This window comes from Roseibium sp., assembly GCF_051016195.1.
Taxonomy (GTDB): domain Bacteria; phylum Pseudomonadota; class Alphaproteobacteria; order Rhizobiales; family Stappiaceae; genus Roseibium.
In genome coordinates this window covers 1401262-1418735 of sequence record NZ_CP134616.1, presented here as the reverse complement: position 1 = coordinate 1418735, position 17474 = coordinate 1401262, and the positions used below count along the sequence as shown (strand labels likewise).

Genomic DNA, 17474 nt, shown 5'->3' with positions numbered 1-17474 from the left:
GGACTTTCCTCCGACCGCGCGTGCGGGCATGATCCGCGCCATGTCGACGCAAGAATCCTCCCCCGCCCTCACCGCTGACGACCACCTTATCCTGGTCGATGGTTCCACCTTCATTTTCCGTGCCTACCACGCGCTGCCGCCGCTGACACGCAAGCCCGACGGCCTGCCGGTGGGCGCCGTCTCGGGCTTCTGCAACATGCTCTGGAAGCTGTTGCAGGAAGGCCTGACGCCGGAAGAAGGCGACGAGCCGACCCATTTCGCGGTGATCTTCGACCATTCGTCAAAGACGTTCCGAAACGCCATCTATCCGGAGTACAAGGCGAACCGGCCGGAGCCGCCGGAAGATCTCGTCCCGCAATTCGGGCTGATCCGCGAGGCGACCCGCGCCTTTTCCGTGCCCTGCGTGGAACAGGAAGGTTTCGAGGCCGACGACCTGATCGCGACCTATGCCCGGCAGGCCGCCGACATGGGCGCGCAGGTGACCATCGTCTCCGGCGACAAGGACCTGATGCAGTTGATCGGTCCGAAGGTCGGCATGATCGACACGATGAAGAACAAGGTCTTCGGAGAACCGGAAGTGTTCGAGAAATTCGGTGTCGGTCCGGACAAGGTCATCGAAGTGCAGTCGCTTGCCGGCGACAGCGTTGACAATGTTCCGGGCGTCCCGGGCATCGGCCTGAAAACGGCAGCGCTCCTGATCAACGAGTTCGGCGATCTGGAAACGCTTCTTGCCGGAGCGGACACGATTAAGCAGAACAAGCGCCGGGAAAACCTGATCGAATTCGCCGAACAGGCGCGTGTTTCCAGGGAACTCGTCACGCTGAAGCAGGATGTCCCGGTCGAGGTGCCGGTCGGGCATTTGACGGTCACCGACGTCGATGGCCCGAAGGCGGTCGGGTTTCTGAAGGCCATGGGCTTCAGCACGCTGACCAAGCGGGTCGCGGAGGAAACCGGAGCCGATCTCGCGAATGTCGAGCCGGCGGATTTCCAGGTCCCTGGCTGGGACGTGCCCGACCAGAAAGGCCGCATGGTCGAGCGTGCGGAAACGGCCGCTGCCGGTCCGGCGGCGGCAGGCGACGGCGCCGGGCCGGAGGGCGTGATGGTGCCGCAGACCGTTGCCGATGGGCGCGCGGAAAGCGTCAAGGCGATCCCGATCGATTCAGGCGCTTATGAAACCGTGACGACGATCGAACGGCTGAAGGAGTGGTGCGACGCTGCCTTCGAAAAAGGCTATGTCGCCTTCGACACCGAAACCACGTCCCTCGACGCCATGCAGGCGGAACTTGTCGGCCTGTCGCTGTCCTGCGAGCCGGGCAAGGCCTGTTACGTGCCGCTCGCCCATGTCGACGGCGAGGGTGATCTTCTGGGCGGCGGCGGCCTGCTGCCCGACCAGATCCCGCTCAAGGATGCGCTTGAAGTGCTCAAACCGATGCTGGAGGACAGGTCTGTTCTCAAGATCGCGCAGAACCTCAAGTATGACTGGCTGGTGATGACCCGCTACGGGGTCGATATCAGCCCCTGGGACGACACCATGCAGCTGTCCTACACGGTTGACGCCGGCAAGGGCGGCAACGGCATGGACGAGTTGTCGGAACGCTGGCTCGGTCACAAGCCGATCCCGTTCAAGGAGGTTTGCGGCTCCGGCAAGTCGATGATCACCTTCGACAAGGTGCCGATCGACAAGGCGACCGCCTATGCGGCCGAGGACGCGGATGTGACCCTGCGCCTCTGGATGATCCTGAAGCCGCGCCTTGCCAGCGACCGCATGGCAACCGTCTACGAGATGCTGGAGCGCCCGATGGTGCCCGTCCTGGCGCGCATGGAAAAACGCGGCATTTCCGTCGACCGGCAGATGCTGTCGCGGCTGTCCGGCGACTTCGCACAAGGAATGGCCGGGCTGGAATCTGAGATCTACGAGCTTGCCGGTGAAAACTTCAACATCGGCTCGCCCAAGCAGCTCGGCGATATCCTGTTCGGCAAGATGGGTCTCCCGGGCGGCAAGAAAACCAAGACCGGCGCATGGTCGACGTCTGCCCAGGTGCTGGAGGATCTGGCCGCCGAAGGTCATGAACTGCCGTCCAAGATCGTCGCCTGGCGTCAGCTCTCAAAGCTGAAATCCACCTATTCCGATGCTCTGCCCGGCTACATCAACCCGGAAACGGGCCGTGTGCACACGTCCTATGCGCTGGCGGCGACCACGACGGGACGTCTGTCCTCGTCCGAGCCGAACCTTCAGAACATTCCGGTGAGGACCGAGGCAGGCCGCAAGATCCGCCAGGCCTTCATCTCGGCCAAGGGACACAAGCTTGTCTCCGCCGACTACAGCCAGATCGAGCTGCGCGTGCTGGCGCATATGGCCGATATTCCGCAACTGAAAAAAGCGTTCGAGGATGGGCTCGACATTCACGCCATGACGGCGAGCGAAATGTTCGGCACGCCGATCGAAGGCATGGATCCGATGGTGCGCCGCCAGGCCAAGGCAATCAATTTCGGCATCATCTACGGTATTTCCGCTTTTGGTCTCGCCAATCAGCTCGGCATTTCGCGCGGCGAGGCCGGCGATTACATCAAGACCTATTTCGAACGCTTCCCCGGCATCCGCGACTACATGGAAGCCACCAAGAAAAAAGTGCATGCCGACGGTTACGTCAACACCATCTTCGGCCGCAAGGCGCATTATCCGGACGTGAACACCAAGAACCCTAACATGCGCTCCTTCTATGAACGCGCGGCCATCAACGCTCCGATCCAGGGATCCGCCGCCGACATCCTGCGCCGCGCCATGGTGCGCATGGAAGACCGCCTCTCGGACGCCAGGCTCGACGCACAGATGCTGCTGCAGGTGCATGACGAACTGATCTTTGAGGTTCCCGACGCCCAGGTCGACGACACCTTGCCGGTCATCCGGGATGTCATGGAAAACGCCTGCGAGCCAGTGCTGAAGCTGTCCGTCCCCCTGCAAGTCGATGCCCGCGCGGCCGACAACTGGGACGAAGCGCACTAGGTGATGGACCCATAAATGAGACTGAAATGGCATGCGAAATAGCGAAATCCAGTTAGGAAGGGTGTGCGGAGCGGGCTTCCTGCCCGGTCAAGCACGCTGACGCCACGGGGTGACGCCATTTCCATGTCCTTCGGATTTGACCGGTTTGCTCCTCCTCGGCGTTGCGAAAGGCTTGAAAATGAGGAACATTTCCTGCGCTTCCGCGCCTTGACGAGGAGCAAGCCGCCTCAAACCATTACGGCCTCATTTATGGGTCCATCACCTAGCCAACGCGGCGCGCAAACGAAAACGCCGCCCCGGACCTGATCCGGGGCCAAGCCTGTTTGACGATCGGAAGGCTTAAAAAGCTGCCGTCTCGGCTGGCGCCACGCGAACCGCGGAAAATTCAAGCATTCGCAGGTCCCGGGTCAGGCCCGGGACAGCAAGGTGATAGGAAATGCGAAGGTGAAACCGGGTAACGGTCTCAATTGCCGGTCCGTATCCTAAACCATCGCCATGACGCGCGATGGCCCGCCGGTGCCGCCCCGGAATTTCGGCGCGCCGACGATCAGGGTTGCGCCGCTGGCCGGGAGAGTGTCCAGGTTGGCGATGCATTCGATGCCCCAGCGGTTGCTGGGTAACCAGGCATAGTGGACGGCAAAATCGGGCGAGGGGCCGAAGTCGAGCGACAGGGTGTCGACGGCGAGACCAACGACATTCGCCTCTTCCATCAGCATCTGGGCGGCTTCAATGTGGAATCCGGGGAAATGCATGACGCCGTTCTCGTCCGCATTGCGGAATTTGTCCGTCGGAACCTGCACACCCCATCCGGAATTCATGGCGACACAGGCCCCGTCCGGAATGTCGCCGTTGGCCGCGATCCAGGCCTTGAGATCGTCCGGCGTCACCTGGGCGTCCGCATTCTCTGTCGCCTTCGACTTGATGTCGATGATGCACAAGGGAGCAACGAGGTTTTCGACCGGGATTTCCGCGACGGACTGACCATCTTCCGAAAAATGCAAGGGCGCATCCATATGTGTGCCGGTGTGTTCATTGTAGGTGAGATTGAAGAGATTGTAGCCGTCCTTCGCGAAATCGACGAGCTTCTCCTTGAAGAACTGCTGCTCTCCCCCGAACGTCGGGAAAGTCTCGTAGAGCTCGTGGGTCATATCCGCGATCTTGGTGGGTGTCTGTGCCATCGCCGGCATGGCGCCTGTCGCCGCAGCGGTTGCCGCGAGCCCGGCGCCGACGGCCGTCGCTCTGAAGAAATCACGCCGTGACAGCATGCGGTTTTTGACTGAGTTGATGACGCATAGATCGCACATGACATGTCCTTCCCGTTGTTTGCCGAAGGGAATGCTGCCTTTCGACCAGCGAAAATGCGAGTCAAAAAACCAAAAGCGTGTCTTGGCGGAGGACGTTCTGCGGTGAGCGCATGAGTGGATTCAGCTCATTTTGAGGTCAAACCACCCGCAACTCCGGCGGGCTCTTGGCAGTCAGCACCGTTCGGGAAGGGATAGCATTCTGCAGGAGTTCACTCAGATGGTCTTCAAGGTAGTCCACAATCGGCGACTGCGCCTTTGCCGGCGTGTAAACGGCCAGTCTTGTCGCGGGAAGGGCCGGAAACCCGTCCTGTTCCCTGAGGATTTTGAAGCCCTCGAGAATGGCTCCCGATGGCAGGCAACAGACCCCGGCGCCAGAGGTTACGGCAACCTGGGCGGCTGCGACGCTGGTGGTGGTGATGCGCTCAACCCACTGGCGGCCGGCGCTGGCGAGAGCGCGAAAGGAAATGTCGCGGAAGGGGCAGGGTTCGGGGAACAGGATCAGCGGCAGCGGATCGCCGGGAATGAAGGTTTCGCCGGCCGCCCAGTGAAGTTGTTCTTCCACGACACTTGCCGGTTCCGGCTTGGAAGGGGTCACGAGGGCAATTGCCAGGTTGAGTTCGTTGCCGGACAGTTTTTCATGCAGCGTCGCACTGTCCGCGACCGTCATTTCCAGTTTTACGTTTGGATGGATGCGGACGAAATCACAGAAAATCGACTGGAGTTGCCCCGTCGTGGACCATTCCGGCAATCCGACATGAACGGTGCCCGTGAGTTCCGGCGCTGAAAGCCTCAGACGTGCCTCTTCGTGGGACTTTAGGATGTCTCTGGCGTGTTGATAGAGAATGCGGCCCGCAGGCGTCAGTTCCATCGTGCGCGCCGCCCGTTCGATCAGCGGTTTGCCGACGCGGTCTTCCAATCGCCTGAGTTGAGTGCTGACGCATGGCTGTGTCCGGTTCAGTTTACCGCCGGCGAGTGTCACGTTGCCTGTTTCGGCGACGGCGACAAACGCTTCCAGCAACTCGATGTTGAAACGGCCGACGGTCAAATTGCGTTATCCCACCTGTGTTCCGGTCCGCCGGCGGCGCCGGCAGGAAGTCTCACGATGGCCGAAGAGGTACGTGCAATTTCAAACAAATTCAACTATAAATTTAAATCGAAACAGAGGATGCGTGTCGGGAAGACGGCGCTTGGAACCGGTGCATTGCAACAACACAGGCATAACACCCTATTATGATCGAGCGCGGCCACATAACCGCATTCTACTGGCTTTTATTGATGCCGGCAGGCATTATAATGCCGTGCCAAGACAAAAAACATGTGAACTGGTGTACCCATGATCGTTTCAAACACGACGAACGACGAACTTCAGATCGACACCGAGCTTTGCAGGGCGATGTTCGAAAAAGATCCCGACAAAATGATCGAGCTCGTATCGGATTGGCTGGAAACCAACGGCTTGTCCATGAGCGAGACGTTTCAGATGCCTGCATATCTCGACAAGGTCCTGGCGGAGGCGTCCGGGTATTCCGGTTCAGGCCGCTCTTTGCGCATCTACGCGTCCTGAATTGACCGCTCCTTCGGTCCGGACGTCTCCGGCCGAATAAGCTGAATGTCGCCGATGCTTGGCGGGCGCGTCTGCGCCAAGGGCAAACACTCTCAACAGCACTTTAAATTGCAACATCGTTGTAGGGATCGTCGCTTTCCAGTGAGTCGATAGCGTCGTCGGCTTCGTATTCGGACCAGTCGTCGTCCTGGTAGAGTTCAAAATCATTGGAGTCATCGTCTTCGAAATCGTGATCAATCTGGTCAAGGAAACCGTCACCCAGATTGTCCATGATGGCATCTACGTCACCAAACCTGCGGGACGACAGACCCAGGTCATCCATGTCGCCATCGTAAGAGGCGTGTTCACCGCGATCATCAAAATACGTCATGTCATTTCCTCCTGTGAAGCGGGTTGCGCTGAGTGAGAAATGGGGCATGCGGAAGAAAATCAGTGTGACGTTTGTCACCGGATCGCTCCCTTAACGTCAAAACCCTGCGCTTTTGTGCGCCGGGTCACACTTGACCGCTCCACCTGACCCGCCAGGCGCTTCAATCAGGGTCATGCGAGGCCCTGGATTTCGCGCGTCAGACCGGCAAACACGCAGTATGTTCCCGGGCGTTCCATATTTGTTCTTGAACCGGCGCGGTTATTGTGTTTCCTTCCTCTTGCATCTTCAGGTAGAGGAGAGGGCATGGTCAGCCGGGTCACGACGGTTGCCTTTCAGGGGATCGAGGCCGTTCCTGTCGACGTGCAGGTTCATGTCGGCCCGGGCATGGTCGCATTCAACGTCGTCGGCTTGCCGGACAAGGCGGTGGCGGAAAGCCGCGAGCGCGTCCGCGCGGCGCTTTCCGCATCCGGTCTGGCGCTCCCGGCCAAACGCGTCACCGTCAATCTCGCCCCTGCTGATCTTCCCAAGGAAGGCTCGCATTACGATTTGCCCATTGCGCTGGGCGTGATGGCTGCAATCGGTGCCATCCCGGGTGAATTCCTGGACGGGTACGCCGTACTCGGAGAGCTGGGTCTCGACGGGACGCTGGCCCCCGTCGCCGGTGTGCTGCCGGCGGCCATGGGTGCAAACGGGCTCGGCAAGGGGCTGATCTGCCCGGAAGCCAGCGGCGGCGAGGCGGCATGGGCCGATGCGGACATGGATATTCTTGCCCCTCGCTCGCTGATACAGCTCGCCAATCATTTCAAGGGGACGCAGGTCCTGTCGCGGCCCGCCGCAAAACTGCACGGCAACGCCGGCGCCTTGCCTGATCTCGCCGAGGTCAAGGGACAGGAAAGCGCCCGCCGTGCGCTGGAGGTCGCCGCTGCGGGCGGTCACAACCTGCTCATGACCGGTCCGCCCGGATCTGGAAAGTCCATGCTGGCAAGCCGCTTGCCCTCCATCCTGCCGCCGCTGACACCTCGCGAACTGCTGGAAGTGTCTATGATCGCTTCGCTTGCCGGTGAATTGGCGGAGGGAAAGCTCACCGACAAGCGGCCCTTCCGCTCTCCACATCATTCCGCGTCAATGGCAGCCCTCATCGGCGGCGGCCTCCGGGCAAAACCGGGGGAGGTTTCGCTTGCCCATAACGGTGTCCTGTTTCTGGATGAACTGCCCGAATTCACCCCGCAGGTGCTCGACAGTCTGCGTCAGCCGCTTGAAACGGGGGAAGCCGTAATCGCCCGCGCCAATCACCGCGTGACATATCCTGCCCGTATTCAACTGATTGCCGCCATGAACCCGTGCCGCTGTGGCAATGCCGGCGAACCGGGGCACGTGTGCCGCCGCGGAGAGCGGTGTGTCGCGGAATACCAGGCGCGCGTTTCAGGACCGTTTCTGGACCGGATCGATCTCAGGATAGACGTTCCGGCCGTGACCGCGGCTGACCTCATCGGCTCGGCTGAGGCTGAACCCTCCGGGAGCGTTGCCGCGCGGGTTGCCGAGGCACGCCGCATCCAGGAAAGACGGTTCTTCGATCTTGGCGTGATCTGCCGGACAAACGCCCAGGCGCCGGCGTCGGTTGTCGAAACCATGACGCAGCCGGACGAATTGGGTCTGGCCTTCCTGCGCGATGCTGCCGAAAAGCTGAAGCTGAGTGCACGCGGATATCACCGGGTGCTCAAACTTGCTCGGACCCTGGCCGATCTGGACGGCAAGGACACGGTTTCCCGCATCCATTTGGCCGAAGCATTGAGCTACCGCGGCCGGGACATGTCGCGGCGGGCGGCCTGACAGGAAGCTGCATCAATCCGGGGACGCAGGCGGGAATCTGATTGAAGATCCGCGCAAATGGCCCCATGTCTCTGAAAGTCATCAACCGAGGGAGGCTGCACATGCTGGTCACGACGACGAATACCATTCAGGGCAAGGATATCGACTACAGAGGCCTGGTGACGGGCGAGGCCATTCTGGGCGCCAATCTCTTCAAGGATCTTTTTGCCGGTATTCGCGATATCGTCGGGGGCCGCTCGGGCGCCTACGAGGAAGAACTCGCGAAAGCGCGCAAGATCGCCGTTGATGAAATGTGCCAGCAGGCCCAGGCGATGGGCGCGAACGCGGTCATCGGGGTGGATCTCGACTATGAAACGGTCGGCCAGAACGGGTCGATGCTCATGGTCAGCGCAACCGGCACGGCTGTCTGGATCCGCTGACCCCCGTCATGTCATCCGATTTCAGGATTGAAACCGGTTTTCCTGAGGACCAGAGATCGCGCGCGGCCAGGCTTTTCTGGTCCGCGTTTCGCGGAAAGCTGGAAGGTGTCATGAAGCCGGAGGCAAAGGCGTTGACGTTCCTGGAAGACGTGCTCGATCCCGCCTATGCGCTCAGCGCGGTTTCGCATGAGGGCACCCTTCTTGGGCTTGCGGGCTACAAGACCGACAAAGGCGCTTTTGTCGCCGGTACGTTGCGGCAGATGACGGCGGCTTACGGCCGCTTCGGCGGTCTCTGGCGCGCAGTGTTGCTGGACTTGCTTGAACGCAAGACGGAACCGGGCTCTCTTCTGATGGACGGAATTTTCGTCAGCGAGGCCGCGCGCGGCAGGGGTATCGGTACGGCGCTTTTGCAGGCGATCTTCCGCAAAGCCGCTGAAGACGGTCTGAACCGTGTTCGCCTTGATGTCATCGACCACAATGACAGGGCCCGGTCGCTGTATGAGCGCATGGGTTTCAGCGCTGTTTCGAAACAGACGACAGGCCCGCTGAAACATGTTTTCGGGTTCTCCTACGCGACACGCATGGAAAAACCGATACCCTGATTTTTAAAGCATCACGGGCAGGGATTGGCCGTGCTGCTTCGACCGGCACTTTCGAACATGTTGTGCCTCCGCCTTTTGTCGCGCTATCGTCAAGCGCAATGCCGAGGGAGGATGGCATGCGCGACGTCGAACATGTCAGCGAAATCGACCGGGTCCTGAAAGGACAGGAGACCGGCAGGGATGAGCTTGTCTCTGAAAGCTGGCGGCGCTGTGTTCAGACCTACGGCATGGACCCGACACGGCCGGACGGACCGCATGTCGTCACCGAGCAGCAGCTCAAAGAACACCAGGAACAGTCCGAACGCCTGATCGCAACGGCGCGATCCGGTCTGCAGACCCTGTTCAAACAGGTTGCCGGCCACAATTACGTCCTTCTTCTGGCGGACGCAAAGGGCATCAGTGTCGATTTCTTTGGCGATCTCCGGTTCGAGGAAGAACTGCGCCGCGCCGGTCTTTACCTCGGTTCGGACTGGTCGGAGGATCTTGCGGGCACCTGCGGTGTCGGCTCCTGCATCGTGACCGGTGAAGCGGTCACTATTCATCAGGGCGATCATTTCGGACTGTCTCACACGCCCCTGTCCTGCACCGCCGCACCGATTTTTGACACCAGCGGCAAGCTTGCCGCCGTGCTTGATATCTCGCTTTTGCGCTCGCCCAGCCCCAAATCGAGCCAGAACCTGGCGATGAATCTCGTGAAAGCATCCGCCCGCCGCGTGGAAATGGCCAACCTGATGGCGATGACGCGCCGTGAGTGGGTGCTGCGTTTTTCGACATCCTCGGAATTCCTGGAAGTTGATCCCGAAGCGGCCGTCGCGCTCGACGAAGGCGGCCATATCACCGGCATGACACGCGGTGCCATGGAGTTTCTCGCGCCTGGCGGAGCCTCTGATCTGATCGGCAACCGGATCGACATGCACATGGACCTGGAGATCGACGATCTGCCGGAATACATGCGCGGCCGCCCCACCGAGGAACGGGTGCTCAGATTGCGCGATGGCCGTGGGCTTTACGGCCATGCGATTGCCCCGCAGTCGTCCCGCGTGTCGCGGCCGCAGGCAATGGGCGCACTGTCAGGACCCTTGCGCAGTTTCTGCGGACCCGATCCGGCTTTGATCCAACTGGCTGGCAAGGTTGAGAAGCTGGCTGCCACCCAGGTTCCGATATTGCTGACCGGTGAAACCGGGACCGGCAAGGAAACCCTTGCCCGGGCTGTTCATGTTCTCGGTCCGGCAAATCGCTCTTTTCACACGCTCTGCTGCTCCGATCTGCGCAAGGAGAAGATCGATGCGATCGCGGACGGTGCGGCGGGAACGCTGTTTCTGCGGGGCATCGAACGCCTGGACGACAATGGCCAGTCCATCCTGCTGGCACTCCTGGAAGCGCGCAGCGACCTGAGGGTTGTTGCCACAGCGCGCCAGGACGACAACAATCCGGACGGTCTCAAGGCGATCAGACCCGAACTCTATTTCAGGCTTGCCGGTGCGTTGATTTCCGTTCCGCCGCTAAGACACCGCAAGGATTTCGACTGGCTTACGGACCGTCTGCTGCGGCGTTCGCCCAAGGACTTCCGGCTGTCCCCCGCCGCGCGGGCCGAACTCAACAGCCGCCATTGGCCCGGCAACATCCGGGAGCTGTCGACAACACTGGAAGTCGCCATGGCGCTGACAGACGGCTCGGTGATTGATCTTCCGGACCTGCCGCCGCCGGCCATGTCGGAGCACACGGCAACCGATCCGGCAGACGACCTCGAGGCTCTGCTTGAAGCCTGCGACGGGAACATGTCCCTGGTGGCGCGGCGGCTTGGCGTCAACCGCTCGACTGTGCTGCGCCGGATGCGCAAGGCGGGGCTGAACCGCCCGAATTGAGTGCGTTTCGCGCCTCTACTCTTCACGACTTTGCTGCGTTGCACCTTGTTGCGTGCGCAACATCAAATCACATTTGTGACCTGTCATCGGTCAAATTGTCATGCGCGCCGTGGCGCACGACCTGCCTGCTCTGCAATTCTCTCCTCCATGAATGAACGGGAGGAATGAAATGCTAGACACACCATTGGTCCACCAGACCGAGACCTTTCTCAAGTCCTTCGGGGATGCGCTCGCGGCCGGAGATGTAGAGGCCGCGGTCAATCTTTTTCAGGATGACTGCTACTGGCGAGATCTCGTCGCCTTCACCTGGAACCTCAAAACCGTCGAGGGCAAGGACCAGGTCCGCGATATGCTGACCAGCCAGCTCGGCGCGATCGGCCCAAGCAATTGGACGCTCGCGGAAGGCGAAGTTCCGACCGAGGAGGGCGGTGTGATTACGGCGTGGATCCAGTTCGAGACGAAACTGGCGCGCTGTTTCGGTCTCATCCGTCTTAAGGACGACAAGATCTGGACCTTGCTGACAACCATGGTGGAACTCAAGGGCCACGAGGAACCCAAGGGCTTCCAGCGCCCGCTCGGGGCAAAACACGGCGCCGGGAAGCATCGCACCACCTGGAAGGAAGAGCGCGAGAAGGAAGACGCGGAACTCGGCTATTCCAGGCAACCCTATTGCGTGATCATCGGTGGCGGCCAGGGCGGCATCGCGCTTGGCGCGCGCCTGCGCCAGCTCGGCGTTCCGACCATCATCGTGGAGAAGAACGAACGACCAGGCGACAGCTGGCGCAACCGCTACAAGTCCCTCTGCCTCCACGATCCGGTCTGGTACGACCACCTTCCCTACATCAAGTTTCCGGAAAACTGGCCGATCTTCAGTCCGAAGGACAAGATCGGCGACTGGCTTGAAATGTATACCAAGGTCATGGAGCTGAACTACTGGACCCGGTCGGTCGCCAAGTCCGCCAGCTATGACGAGGCGACCGGTGAGTGGACGATTGTCGTTGACCGCGACGGCGAGGAAGTTGTCCTGCGCCCGAAACAGCTGGTGATGGCGACGGGCATGTCCGGCAAGGCGAACGTCCCGGTATTTCCGGGTATGGACAGTTTCCGGGGCGACCAGCACCATTCCTCGAAGCATCCGGGACCGGATGCCTACCGAGGCAAAAAGGCCGTTGTTGTCGGCTCAAACAATTCCGCCCACGACATCTGTGCCGCGCTTTGGGAAAACGATGTCGATGTCACCATGGTCCAGCGGTCCTCGACACATATTGTGCGCTCCGACACGCTGATGGATGTCGGGCTCGGAGCGCTTTATTCCGAAGAGGCCGTCCGGGCCGGAATGACCACGGAAAAGGCCGATCTCATCTTTGCGTCCCTGCCCTACCGCATTCTCCATCAGTTCCAGATTCCCGCCTATGCGGAAATGAAGAAACGCGATGCGGACTTTTATGACGGGCTTGAAAAGGCCGGTTTCTGGCTTGACTGGGGCGACGATGACAGCGGCCTCTTCATGAAATACCTGCGCCGCGGCTCTGGATACTACATCGATATCGGCGCAAGTCAGCTCATCATCGATGGTGAAGTCAAGCTGAAACGCGGTCAGGTCACCGAGCTTGTCGAAGACGGTGTGGTGCTGGACGACGGCAGCAAGCTGGAAGCGGATGTCATCGTCTATGCGACCGGCTATGGCTCGATGAACGGCTGGGTCGCCGACCTGATGGGCCAGGAAATGGCGGACCGGGTTGGCAAGGTCTGGGGCCTGGGCTCCGATACGACCAAGGATCCGGGCCCCTGGGAAGGCGAACAGCGCAACATGTGGAAGCCGACCCAGCAGCAGGCGCTGTGGTTCCACGGCGGCAACCTGCACCAGTCCCGGCACTACTCCCAGTTCCTGTCTCTACAGCTGAAAGCCCGGATGGAAGGCCTCGACACGCCGGTCTACGGGCGCCAGGAGGTTTATCACCTTTCTTGACGTGATAATCTGTTCGTCTACGCCGGTGCCGTCCGGTGACCAAAATGAAAGGCGAGGGTGTTCCCCTCGTCTTTTTTGTTGCCGACCGGAGTTTCGGACCCTCAAAGCCCTTCGAAAAGCGCTGTAGACAGGTACCGTTCTGCGAAAGAAGGGATGATCACGACGATGGTTTTGCCGTCCATGTCTTCGCCCTGACCGACCCCGATCGCGGCGGTGAGTGCCGCTCCGGAGGAAATGCCGACAGGAATTCCCTCGGTTCGTGCGACCTCGCGCGCCATGGCAAAAGCGTCATCGTTGGAAACCGTCCGAACTTCGTCATAGGCGCTCGTGTCGAGCACACCGGGAATGAACCCGGCGCCGATGCCCTGGATCTTGTGCGGGCCGGGCTCTCCTCCCGAGAGGATCGGGCTGTCTGCAGGTTCAACCGCGACGACATGCAAGTCAGGTTTCCGCGCCTTGAGCACGTCCGAAACCCCCGTGATCGTGCCACCGGTGCCGATGCCCGAGACGAACACATCGATTTTGCCATCCGTGTCGTTCCAGATCTCTTCCGCGGTCGTGTTGCGGTGGATGTCCGGATTGGCCGGGTTGTTGAACTGTTGCGGCATCACCGCGCCGTCGATTTCACCGAGCAGTTCCTGCGCACGGGCGATCGCGCCTTTCATCCCCAGCGCGCCGTCGGTGAGCTCCAGTTCCGCTCCCAGTATCCTGAGCATCTTCCGGCGTTCCACCGACATGGTTTCCGGCATCACGAGGATCAGCCGGTATCCCTTGGCGGCGGCCACGAAGGCGAGCGCGATGCCGGTATTGCCGGACGTTGGCTCGATGAGCGTTGATCTGTCCGGTGCGATATGGCCGTCCCGTTCCATCGCCTCGATCATGGCGACGCCGATGCGGTCCTTGACGCTGGCAATCGGGTTGAAGAATTCCAGCTTGGCGAGAAGGTCGCCCCTGACACCATGTGCTTTTGCGAGCCGGTCCAGCCGCACGATCGGGGTGTCGCCGATCGTGTCGGTTATCGAGGCATAGATCTTTCCGCGCCCATGCGTTGTTCTCGTCATGCGGCCCCTCCCTTGCCGGACTTGTTCTTGTCCTGAACTCCGTCCTAGTTGGTTTTCGGCAATCGGTCATCCCAAAATGTGGGTGTAACCCTTCGCATCAGACCGGCTGCGTCAGGCATTGCCAAAGAGCAGGTCCGGAAGCTGGTCCATGCGCTCGAAGAGAATGGCGCCGGCCGCCCTAAGGGCTTCTCTGTCGCAGACCGGGTCCTGGACATAGGCGAAGACCCGCATGCCTGCCGCTCGTGCCGCCTTGACGCCGGGCAGGCTGTCCTCGATCACAACGCAGTCCTGCGGGCGATGTCCCATGGACTTTGCCGCGAGCAGGAAAATGTCCGGCGCAGGCTTTCCTCTTTCGCAGTCCTGCGAGGAATAGAGCTTGTCTATCAGTCTCGGCAACAGACCGGCGCTGCCGAGCGTTGAATGCATCTTCTCGTATTTTCCGGACGATCCGACGCAATAGGGAATGCCACGTTCATCAAGCAGGTCCATCACATCGGCAACGCCCGGTACCTGCTCGACACCGGCCTTGAAGCTTTCAATGTCGCGGGCGCGGAGTTGCTTGAGCCAATCGGAAGGCAGGTTTCTGCCGAGCTCCCGTTCGACGATCTCCTGCACCGCTTCAAGCGTCCGGCCCATGAACCGTTTCTGGCAGGCCGGGCCGCTGATCGGAAAACCGCACTCGGTCAAAAGCGCGGCCAGTGTCCGGTTCGTCAGGCGTTCGGTGTCAACCAGCACACCGTCACAATCAAAGATCACAAGTCCCGGGGTCATTTGAAACATCCGTCCGTCATGCGCGCCCGGTCGACCCGAAGCCACCCGCACCGCGCTGTGTTTCCGACAGCGTCTCGACCTCGGTTATGACGGCCTGAAGAACCGGCGCGATCACCATCTGGGCAATCCGTTCGCCGCGGGCAACCTCGAAAGTCGTGTCGCCGAGATTGATCAGGATGACCTTCACCTCGCCCCGGTAGTCCGCATCGATCGTTCCGGGCGTATTGAGAACGGTGATGCCGTGCTTGGCTGCAAGACCCGAGCGCGGCCGGACCTGGGCTTCGAACCCCGCCGGCAGTGCCATCGCAAGTCCGGTTGGAACCAGAGCCCGTTCGCCAGGTGCCAGCAGCAGCGGCGTGTCGACCGCCGCGACCAGGTCCAGGCCGGCCGCAAGATCCGACTGGTAGGCGGGCAACGGAAGGCCCCTGGCGTGGTCGAGCTGTTTCAGTTCCAGTGTCACTTGCATCTTCGGGATCCTTGTTCGTGCTGCTCGCAGGGACGATATTCGATTTGACTTGTCAAGAATCGCAATGGCCTGATTAACGACTCAATATTTTTGGCTAACGTCTTGAAGTTTCGGCAATGTCCTGAAACACTTTGACCCATCGTAATGTTGCCTAGGTTGGGAGATTTGCAACATGAGACGTTTGATTTTCGCATTCACCGCAGGTGTTCTGCTTGTGTCTACCCCGGCGGCTTTTGCCCAGACAGTCGGATTCGCAGAAGCGATCAAGATCCTGTCGGCGAGCTGCGGAGCCGACATCAACAAGTACTGCAAATCCGCAACGCTTGCCAACAACGGCATCGGTCAGTGTCTGGATCAGAACCAGGCCAAGGTGTCCCAGAAGTGCAATGCGGACCGCGCCGTCGTTGCCACTCTTATTCAGGAACGTCTTGCCGCTCAGGCCGCGGCTCCGAAGATATGTCAGCGTGACGCTGCTCAACGCTGCAAGGGTGTCAAACCGGGCGCGGGTCATGTTCTGCGGTGCCTTCTGAAGGCGCAGCGTTCCGTCAGTGCAAAGTGTAACACCGCCATTGATCTGGCTGGATACCGCTAAGCGGACCTGGGAGATAACACATGAAAAAGTTCCTCTTCGCCGGTCTCTCGGCCGCTTTCCTTGCCGTTTGTGTGACTGGCGCCAGCGCCCAGACCCAACTCAACCGCAACGAAATCATCAATTCGCTTCAGGGCGCCCAGCAGAAGGTCGATGTCAGCGCGGACGAGTTGCAGAAGGCCGCTTTCGAAAACATCCAGAAATATCCGGGCGCGAACTCGCCGGGCAATCTGCCGCTTTGGGACAAGCTTGCCTCGCTGCGCCAGTTCAACGTGGAAATCACGTTCGACATCAATTCGGCGCGCATCCGGCCCGAGTCCTATGAAACCATCGGGCTGATCGCCGATGCGCTGCACACGCCGTATCTGCAGGGCCAGACCTTCTTTGTCGTGGGTCATACGAGCGCTGACGGGCCGCGTGATTTCAATCTCGAACTGTCCATCAAGCGGGCCAAGTCGGTCCGCGATGCGCTTGTGACAACGTTCCGGGTTCCGGGCGAATACCTGCAGGCGGTCGGGCTTGGCGAAGAGCAGCTGCGCGATCCCTCCAAGCCGGATGCGGCCATCAACCGCCGCGTCCAGCTCATCAATGTCGGCTATCGCTGAGTGCGAAATGCCTGAGATTTCCGTTCCCGCCCTGGCGGGAACGGTTTGTTGATTGTTCCCGATTATGGAACAGCCCTTCTCCAAAAACTGACCTTCTGCCGGGCTTGAACCCGCTTATGTTTTGCTGAGACGCACAGTCAGTTGTCCAATGGAGAGCCCTTATGTCCGCAGCGCAAAGCACCATTCCACCTGTTTTCTTCGCGCATGGCGCGCCAACGCTGGCGGTTGAAGACACGGCTGCGAACCGGTTCCTTAAGTCCTTTGCAGACGACGGTATCGAGCCCAGGGCGATCCTGATCCTGTCCGCGCACTGGGAAACCGAAGGGCTGAAGCTCTCCGCGCCCGGCCCGTTGCGCACCTACCACGATTTCCGGGGGTTCCCGAAGGAACTCTACGAGATTTCATATCCCGCTTTTGCCGATGAGGAACATGTCGACGAGACAGCCAGGCTCCTTGAAGAGGCCGGCTACGATGTCGAACTGGACAGCGAATGGGGGCTGGACCACGGCGCATGGGTGCCGTTGTCACTCGCCTTCCCGGCGGCACGCATTCCCGTCACCGCACTCTCGCTTCCCAATGGAAGCACGCCGGAAAGCATCTACCGGCTCGGCAGGGCGGTGGCACCGCTGCGCGAAAAAGGCGTGCTGATTGCCGGCTCGGGCAGCACGACGCACAATCTGCGCGATATCAGGCCACAGGGCTCGAGCGCCCCGGACTGGGCCGAAAAATTCGACCATTGGCTGGATGAAGGCCTGAAAGCGGGGTCGATCGACTATTTCAAGGATCTGGATGCCGCCCCGGACTTCCGTCGCAATCACCCAACGGAAGAGCACCTTTTGCCATTATTCTTCCCCTTTGGCGCCGCCGGTGAAGAAGCCAATGTCCAACGCCTGCACCGAAGCTATGAATACGGCTCGATCAGCATGAGCTACTTCCGCTTCGCCGCGTGAGCCGATGAGGTTGCGGCAGGCATTGGCCGCGGCCGGTGACTAGACTTAACGGGTGCGGGTGCGGTTCAGGCCCGCAATTTCCGATCATTTCGCAGGTCGCGTCAT

16 protein-coding genes are annotated in these 17474 nt (G+C 60.5%); 10 read left to right on the top strand and 6 right to left on the bottom strand.

The genetic code is table 11. The features are described from left to right. Nucleotides 1–28 precede the first annotated feature (28 nt). Nucleotides 29–3004 carry a DNA polymerase I gene (gene polA, locus RDA78_RS06470; RefSeq protein WP_434054523.1) on the top strand — a complete coding sequence of 992 codons (2976 nt, stop codon included), beginning with the start codon at nucleotides 29–31 and terminating at the stop codon, nucleotides 3002–3004. 482 nt (nucleotides 3005–3486) lie between these two features. Here the strand turns inward: polA and RDA78_RS06465 are convergent, their stop codons facing one another. Both RDA78_RS06465 and RDA78_RS06460 read right to left on the bottom strand, forming a co-directional pair. Then, nucleotides 3487–4308 (bottom strand): cyclase family protein, encoded by an 822-nt coding sequence (locus RDA78_RS06465; protein ID WP_434054522.1) that lies wholly within the window; start codon nucleotides 4306–4308, stop codon nucleotides 3487–3489. Nucleotides 4309–4444: 136 nt separating this feature from the next. Further along, nucleotides 4445–5353: a LysR family transcriptional regulator gene (locus RDA78_RS06460; RefSeq protein WP_434054521.1), complete on the bottom strand. Its 909-nt coding sequence runs from the start codon at nucleotides 5351–5353 to the stop codon at nucleotides 4445–4447. A gap of 288 nt (nucleotides 5354–5641) precedes the next feature. Here RDA78_RS06460 and RDA78_RS06455 point away from each other — a divergent pair, with 288 nt between their 5' ends. Next, a complete protein-coding gene (locus RDA78_RS06455) occupies nucleotides 5642–5872 on the top strand; it encodes a hypothetical protein (RefSeq protein WP_434054520.1) in 231 nt (76 codons plus the stop codon). A gap of 103 nt (nucleotides 5873–5975) precedes the next feature. Here the strand turns inward: RDA78_RS06455 and RDA78_RS06450 are convergent, their stop codons facing one another. After that, on the bottom strand, nucleotides 5976–6242 hold the full coding sequence (locus RDA78_RS06450; protein WP_434054519.1) for a hypothetical protein: 267 nt from the start codon (nucleotides 6240–6242) through the stop codon (nucleotides 5976–5978). Between the two features lie 303 nt (nucleotides 6243–6545). Here RDA78_RS06450 and RDA78_RS06445 point away from each other — a divergent pair, with 303 nt between their 5' ends. The 5 genes from RDA78_RS06445 to RDA78_RS06425 all read left to right on the top strand — a co-directional run bounded on the left by RDA78_RS06445 (nucleotide 6546) and on the right by RDA78_RS06425 (nucleotide 12927). Beyond that, nucleotides 6546–8072, top strand: a complete 1527-nt coding sequence (locus tag RDA78_RS06445) for a YifB family Mg chelatase-like AAA ATPase (RefSeq protein WP_434054518.1) — start codon at nucleotides 6546–6548, stop codon at nucleotides 8070–8072. A 101-nt stretch (nucleotides 8073–8173) separates the two neighbouring features. After that, a complete protein-coding gene (locus tag RDA78_RS06440; RefSeq protein WP_434054517.1) occupies nucleotides 8174–8491 on the top strand; it encodes a heavy metal-binding domain-containing protein in 318 nt (105 codons plus the stop codon). An 8-nt stretch (nucleotides 8492–8499) separates the two neighbouring features. Then, a complete protein-coding gene (locus tag RDA78_RS06435) occupies nucleotides 8500–9093 on the top strand; it encodes a GNAT family N-acetyltransferase (protein WP_434054516.1) in 594 nt (197 codons plus the stop codon). 116 nt (nucleotides 9094–9209) lie between these two features. Continuing rightward, nucleotides 9210–10958 carry a sigma-54-dependent Fis family transcriptional regulator gene (locus RDA78_RS06430; RefSeq protein ID WP_434054515.1) on the top strand — a complete coding sequence of 583 codons (1749 nt, stop codon included), beginning with the start codon at nucleotides 9210–9212 and terminating at the stop codon, nucleotides 10956–10958. 169 nt (nucleotides 10959–11127) lie between these two features. Continuing rightward, entirely contained in the window at nucleotides 11128–12927 is a 1800-nt protein-coding gene (locus tag RDA78_RS06425) for an NAD(P)/FAD-dependent oxidoreductase (RefSeq protein WP_434054514.1), read from the top strand. A 101-nt stretch (nucleotides 12928–13028) separates the two neighbouring features. Here the strand turns inward: RDA78_RS06425 and cysK are convergent, their stop codons facing one another. The 3 genes from cysK to dut form a co-directional block, all read right to left on the bottom strand. Further along, nucleotides 13029–13988, bottom strand: coding sequence for a cysteine synthase A (gene cysK / locus RDA78_RS06420; protein ID WP_434054513.1), 960 nt, complete (start codon nucleotides 13986–13988; stop codon nucleotides 13029–13031). Between the two features lie 111 nt (nucleotides 13989–14099). Next, a complete protein-coding gene (locus RDA78_RS06415) occupies nucleotides 14100–14759 on the bottom strand; it encodes an HAD family hydrolase (RefSeq protein WP_434054512.1) in 660 nt (219 codons plus the stop codon). Nucleotides 14760–14775: 16 nt separating this feature from the next. Continuing rightward, nucleotides 14776–15225 carry a dUTP diphosphatase gene (gene dut / locus RDA78_RS06410; RefSeq protein ID WP_434054511.1) on the bottom strand — a complete coding sequence of 150 codons (450 nt, stop codon included), beginning with the start codon at nucleotides 15223–15225 and terminating at the stop codon, nucleotides 14776–14778. Between the two features lie 172 nt (nucleotides 15226–15397). On the opposite strand from dut, the gene RDA78_RS06405 reads away from it, so the two are divergent. The 3 genes from RDA78_RS06405 to RDA78_RS06395 all read left to right on the top strand — a co-directional run bounded on the left by RDA78_RS06405 (nucleotide 15398) and on the right by RDA78_RS06395 (nucleotide 17369). Further along, complete coding sequence (locus RDA78_RS06405; protein WP_434054510.1) at nucleotides 15398–15817, top strand: hypothetical protein; 420 nt, start codon at nucleotides 15398–15400, stop codon at nucleotides 15815–15817. A gap of 20 nt (nucleotides 15818–15837) precedes the next feature. After that, on the top strand, nucleotides 15838–16419 hold the full coding sequence (locus RDA78_RS06400) for an OmpA family protein (protein ID WP_434054509.1): 582 nt from the start codon (nucleotides 15838–15840) through the stop codon (nucleotides 16417–16419). 161 nt (nucleotides 16420–16580) lie between these two features. Next, the gene (locus RDA78_RS06395) at nucleotides 16581–17369 is read left to right on the top strand and encodes a DODA-type extradiol aromatic ring-opening family dioxygenase (protein WP_434054508.1); all 789 of its coding nucleotides are present in this window, start codon (nucleotides 16581–16583) and stop codon (nucleotides 17367–17369) included. Nucleotides 17370–17474 lie beyond the last annotated feature (105 nt).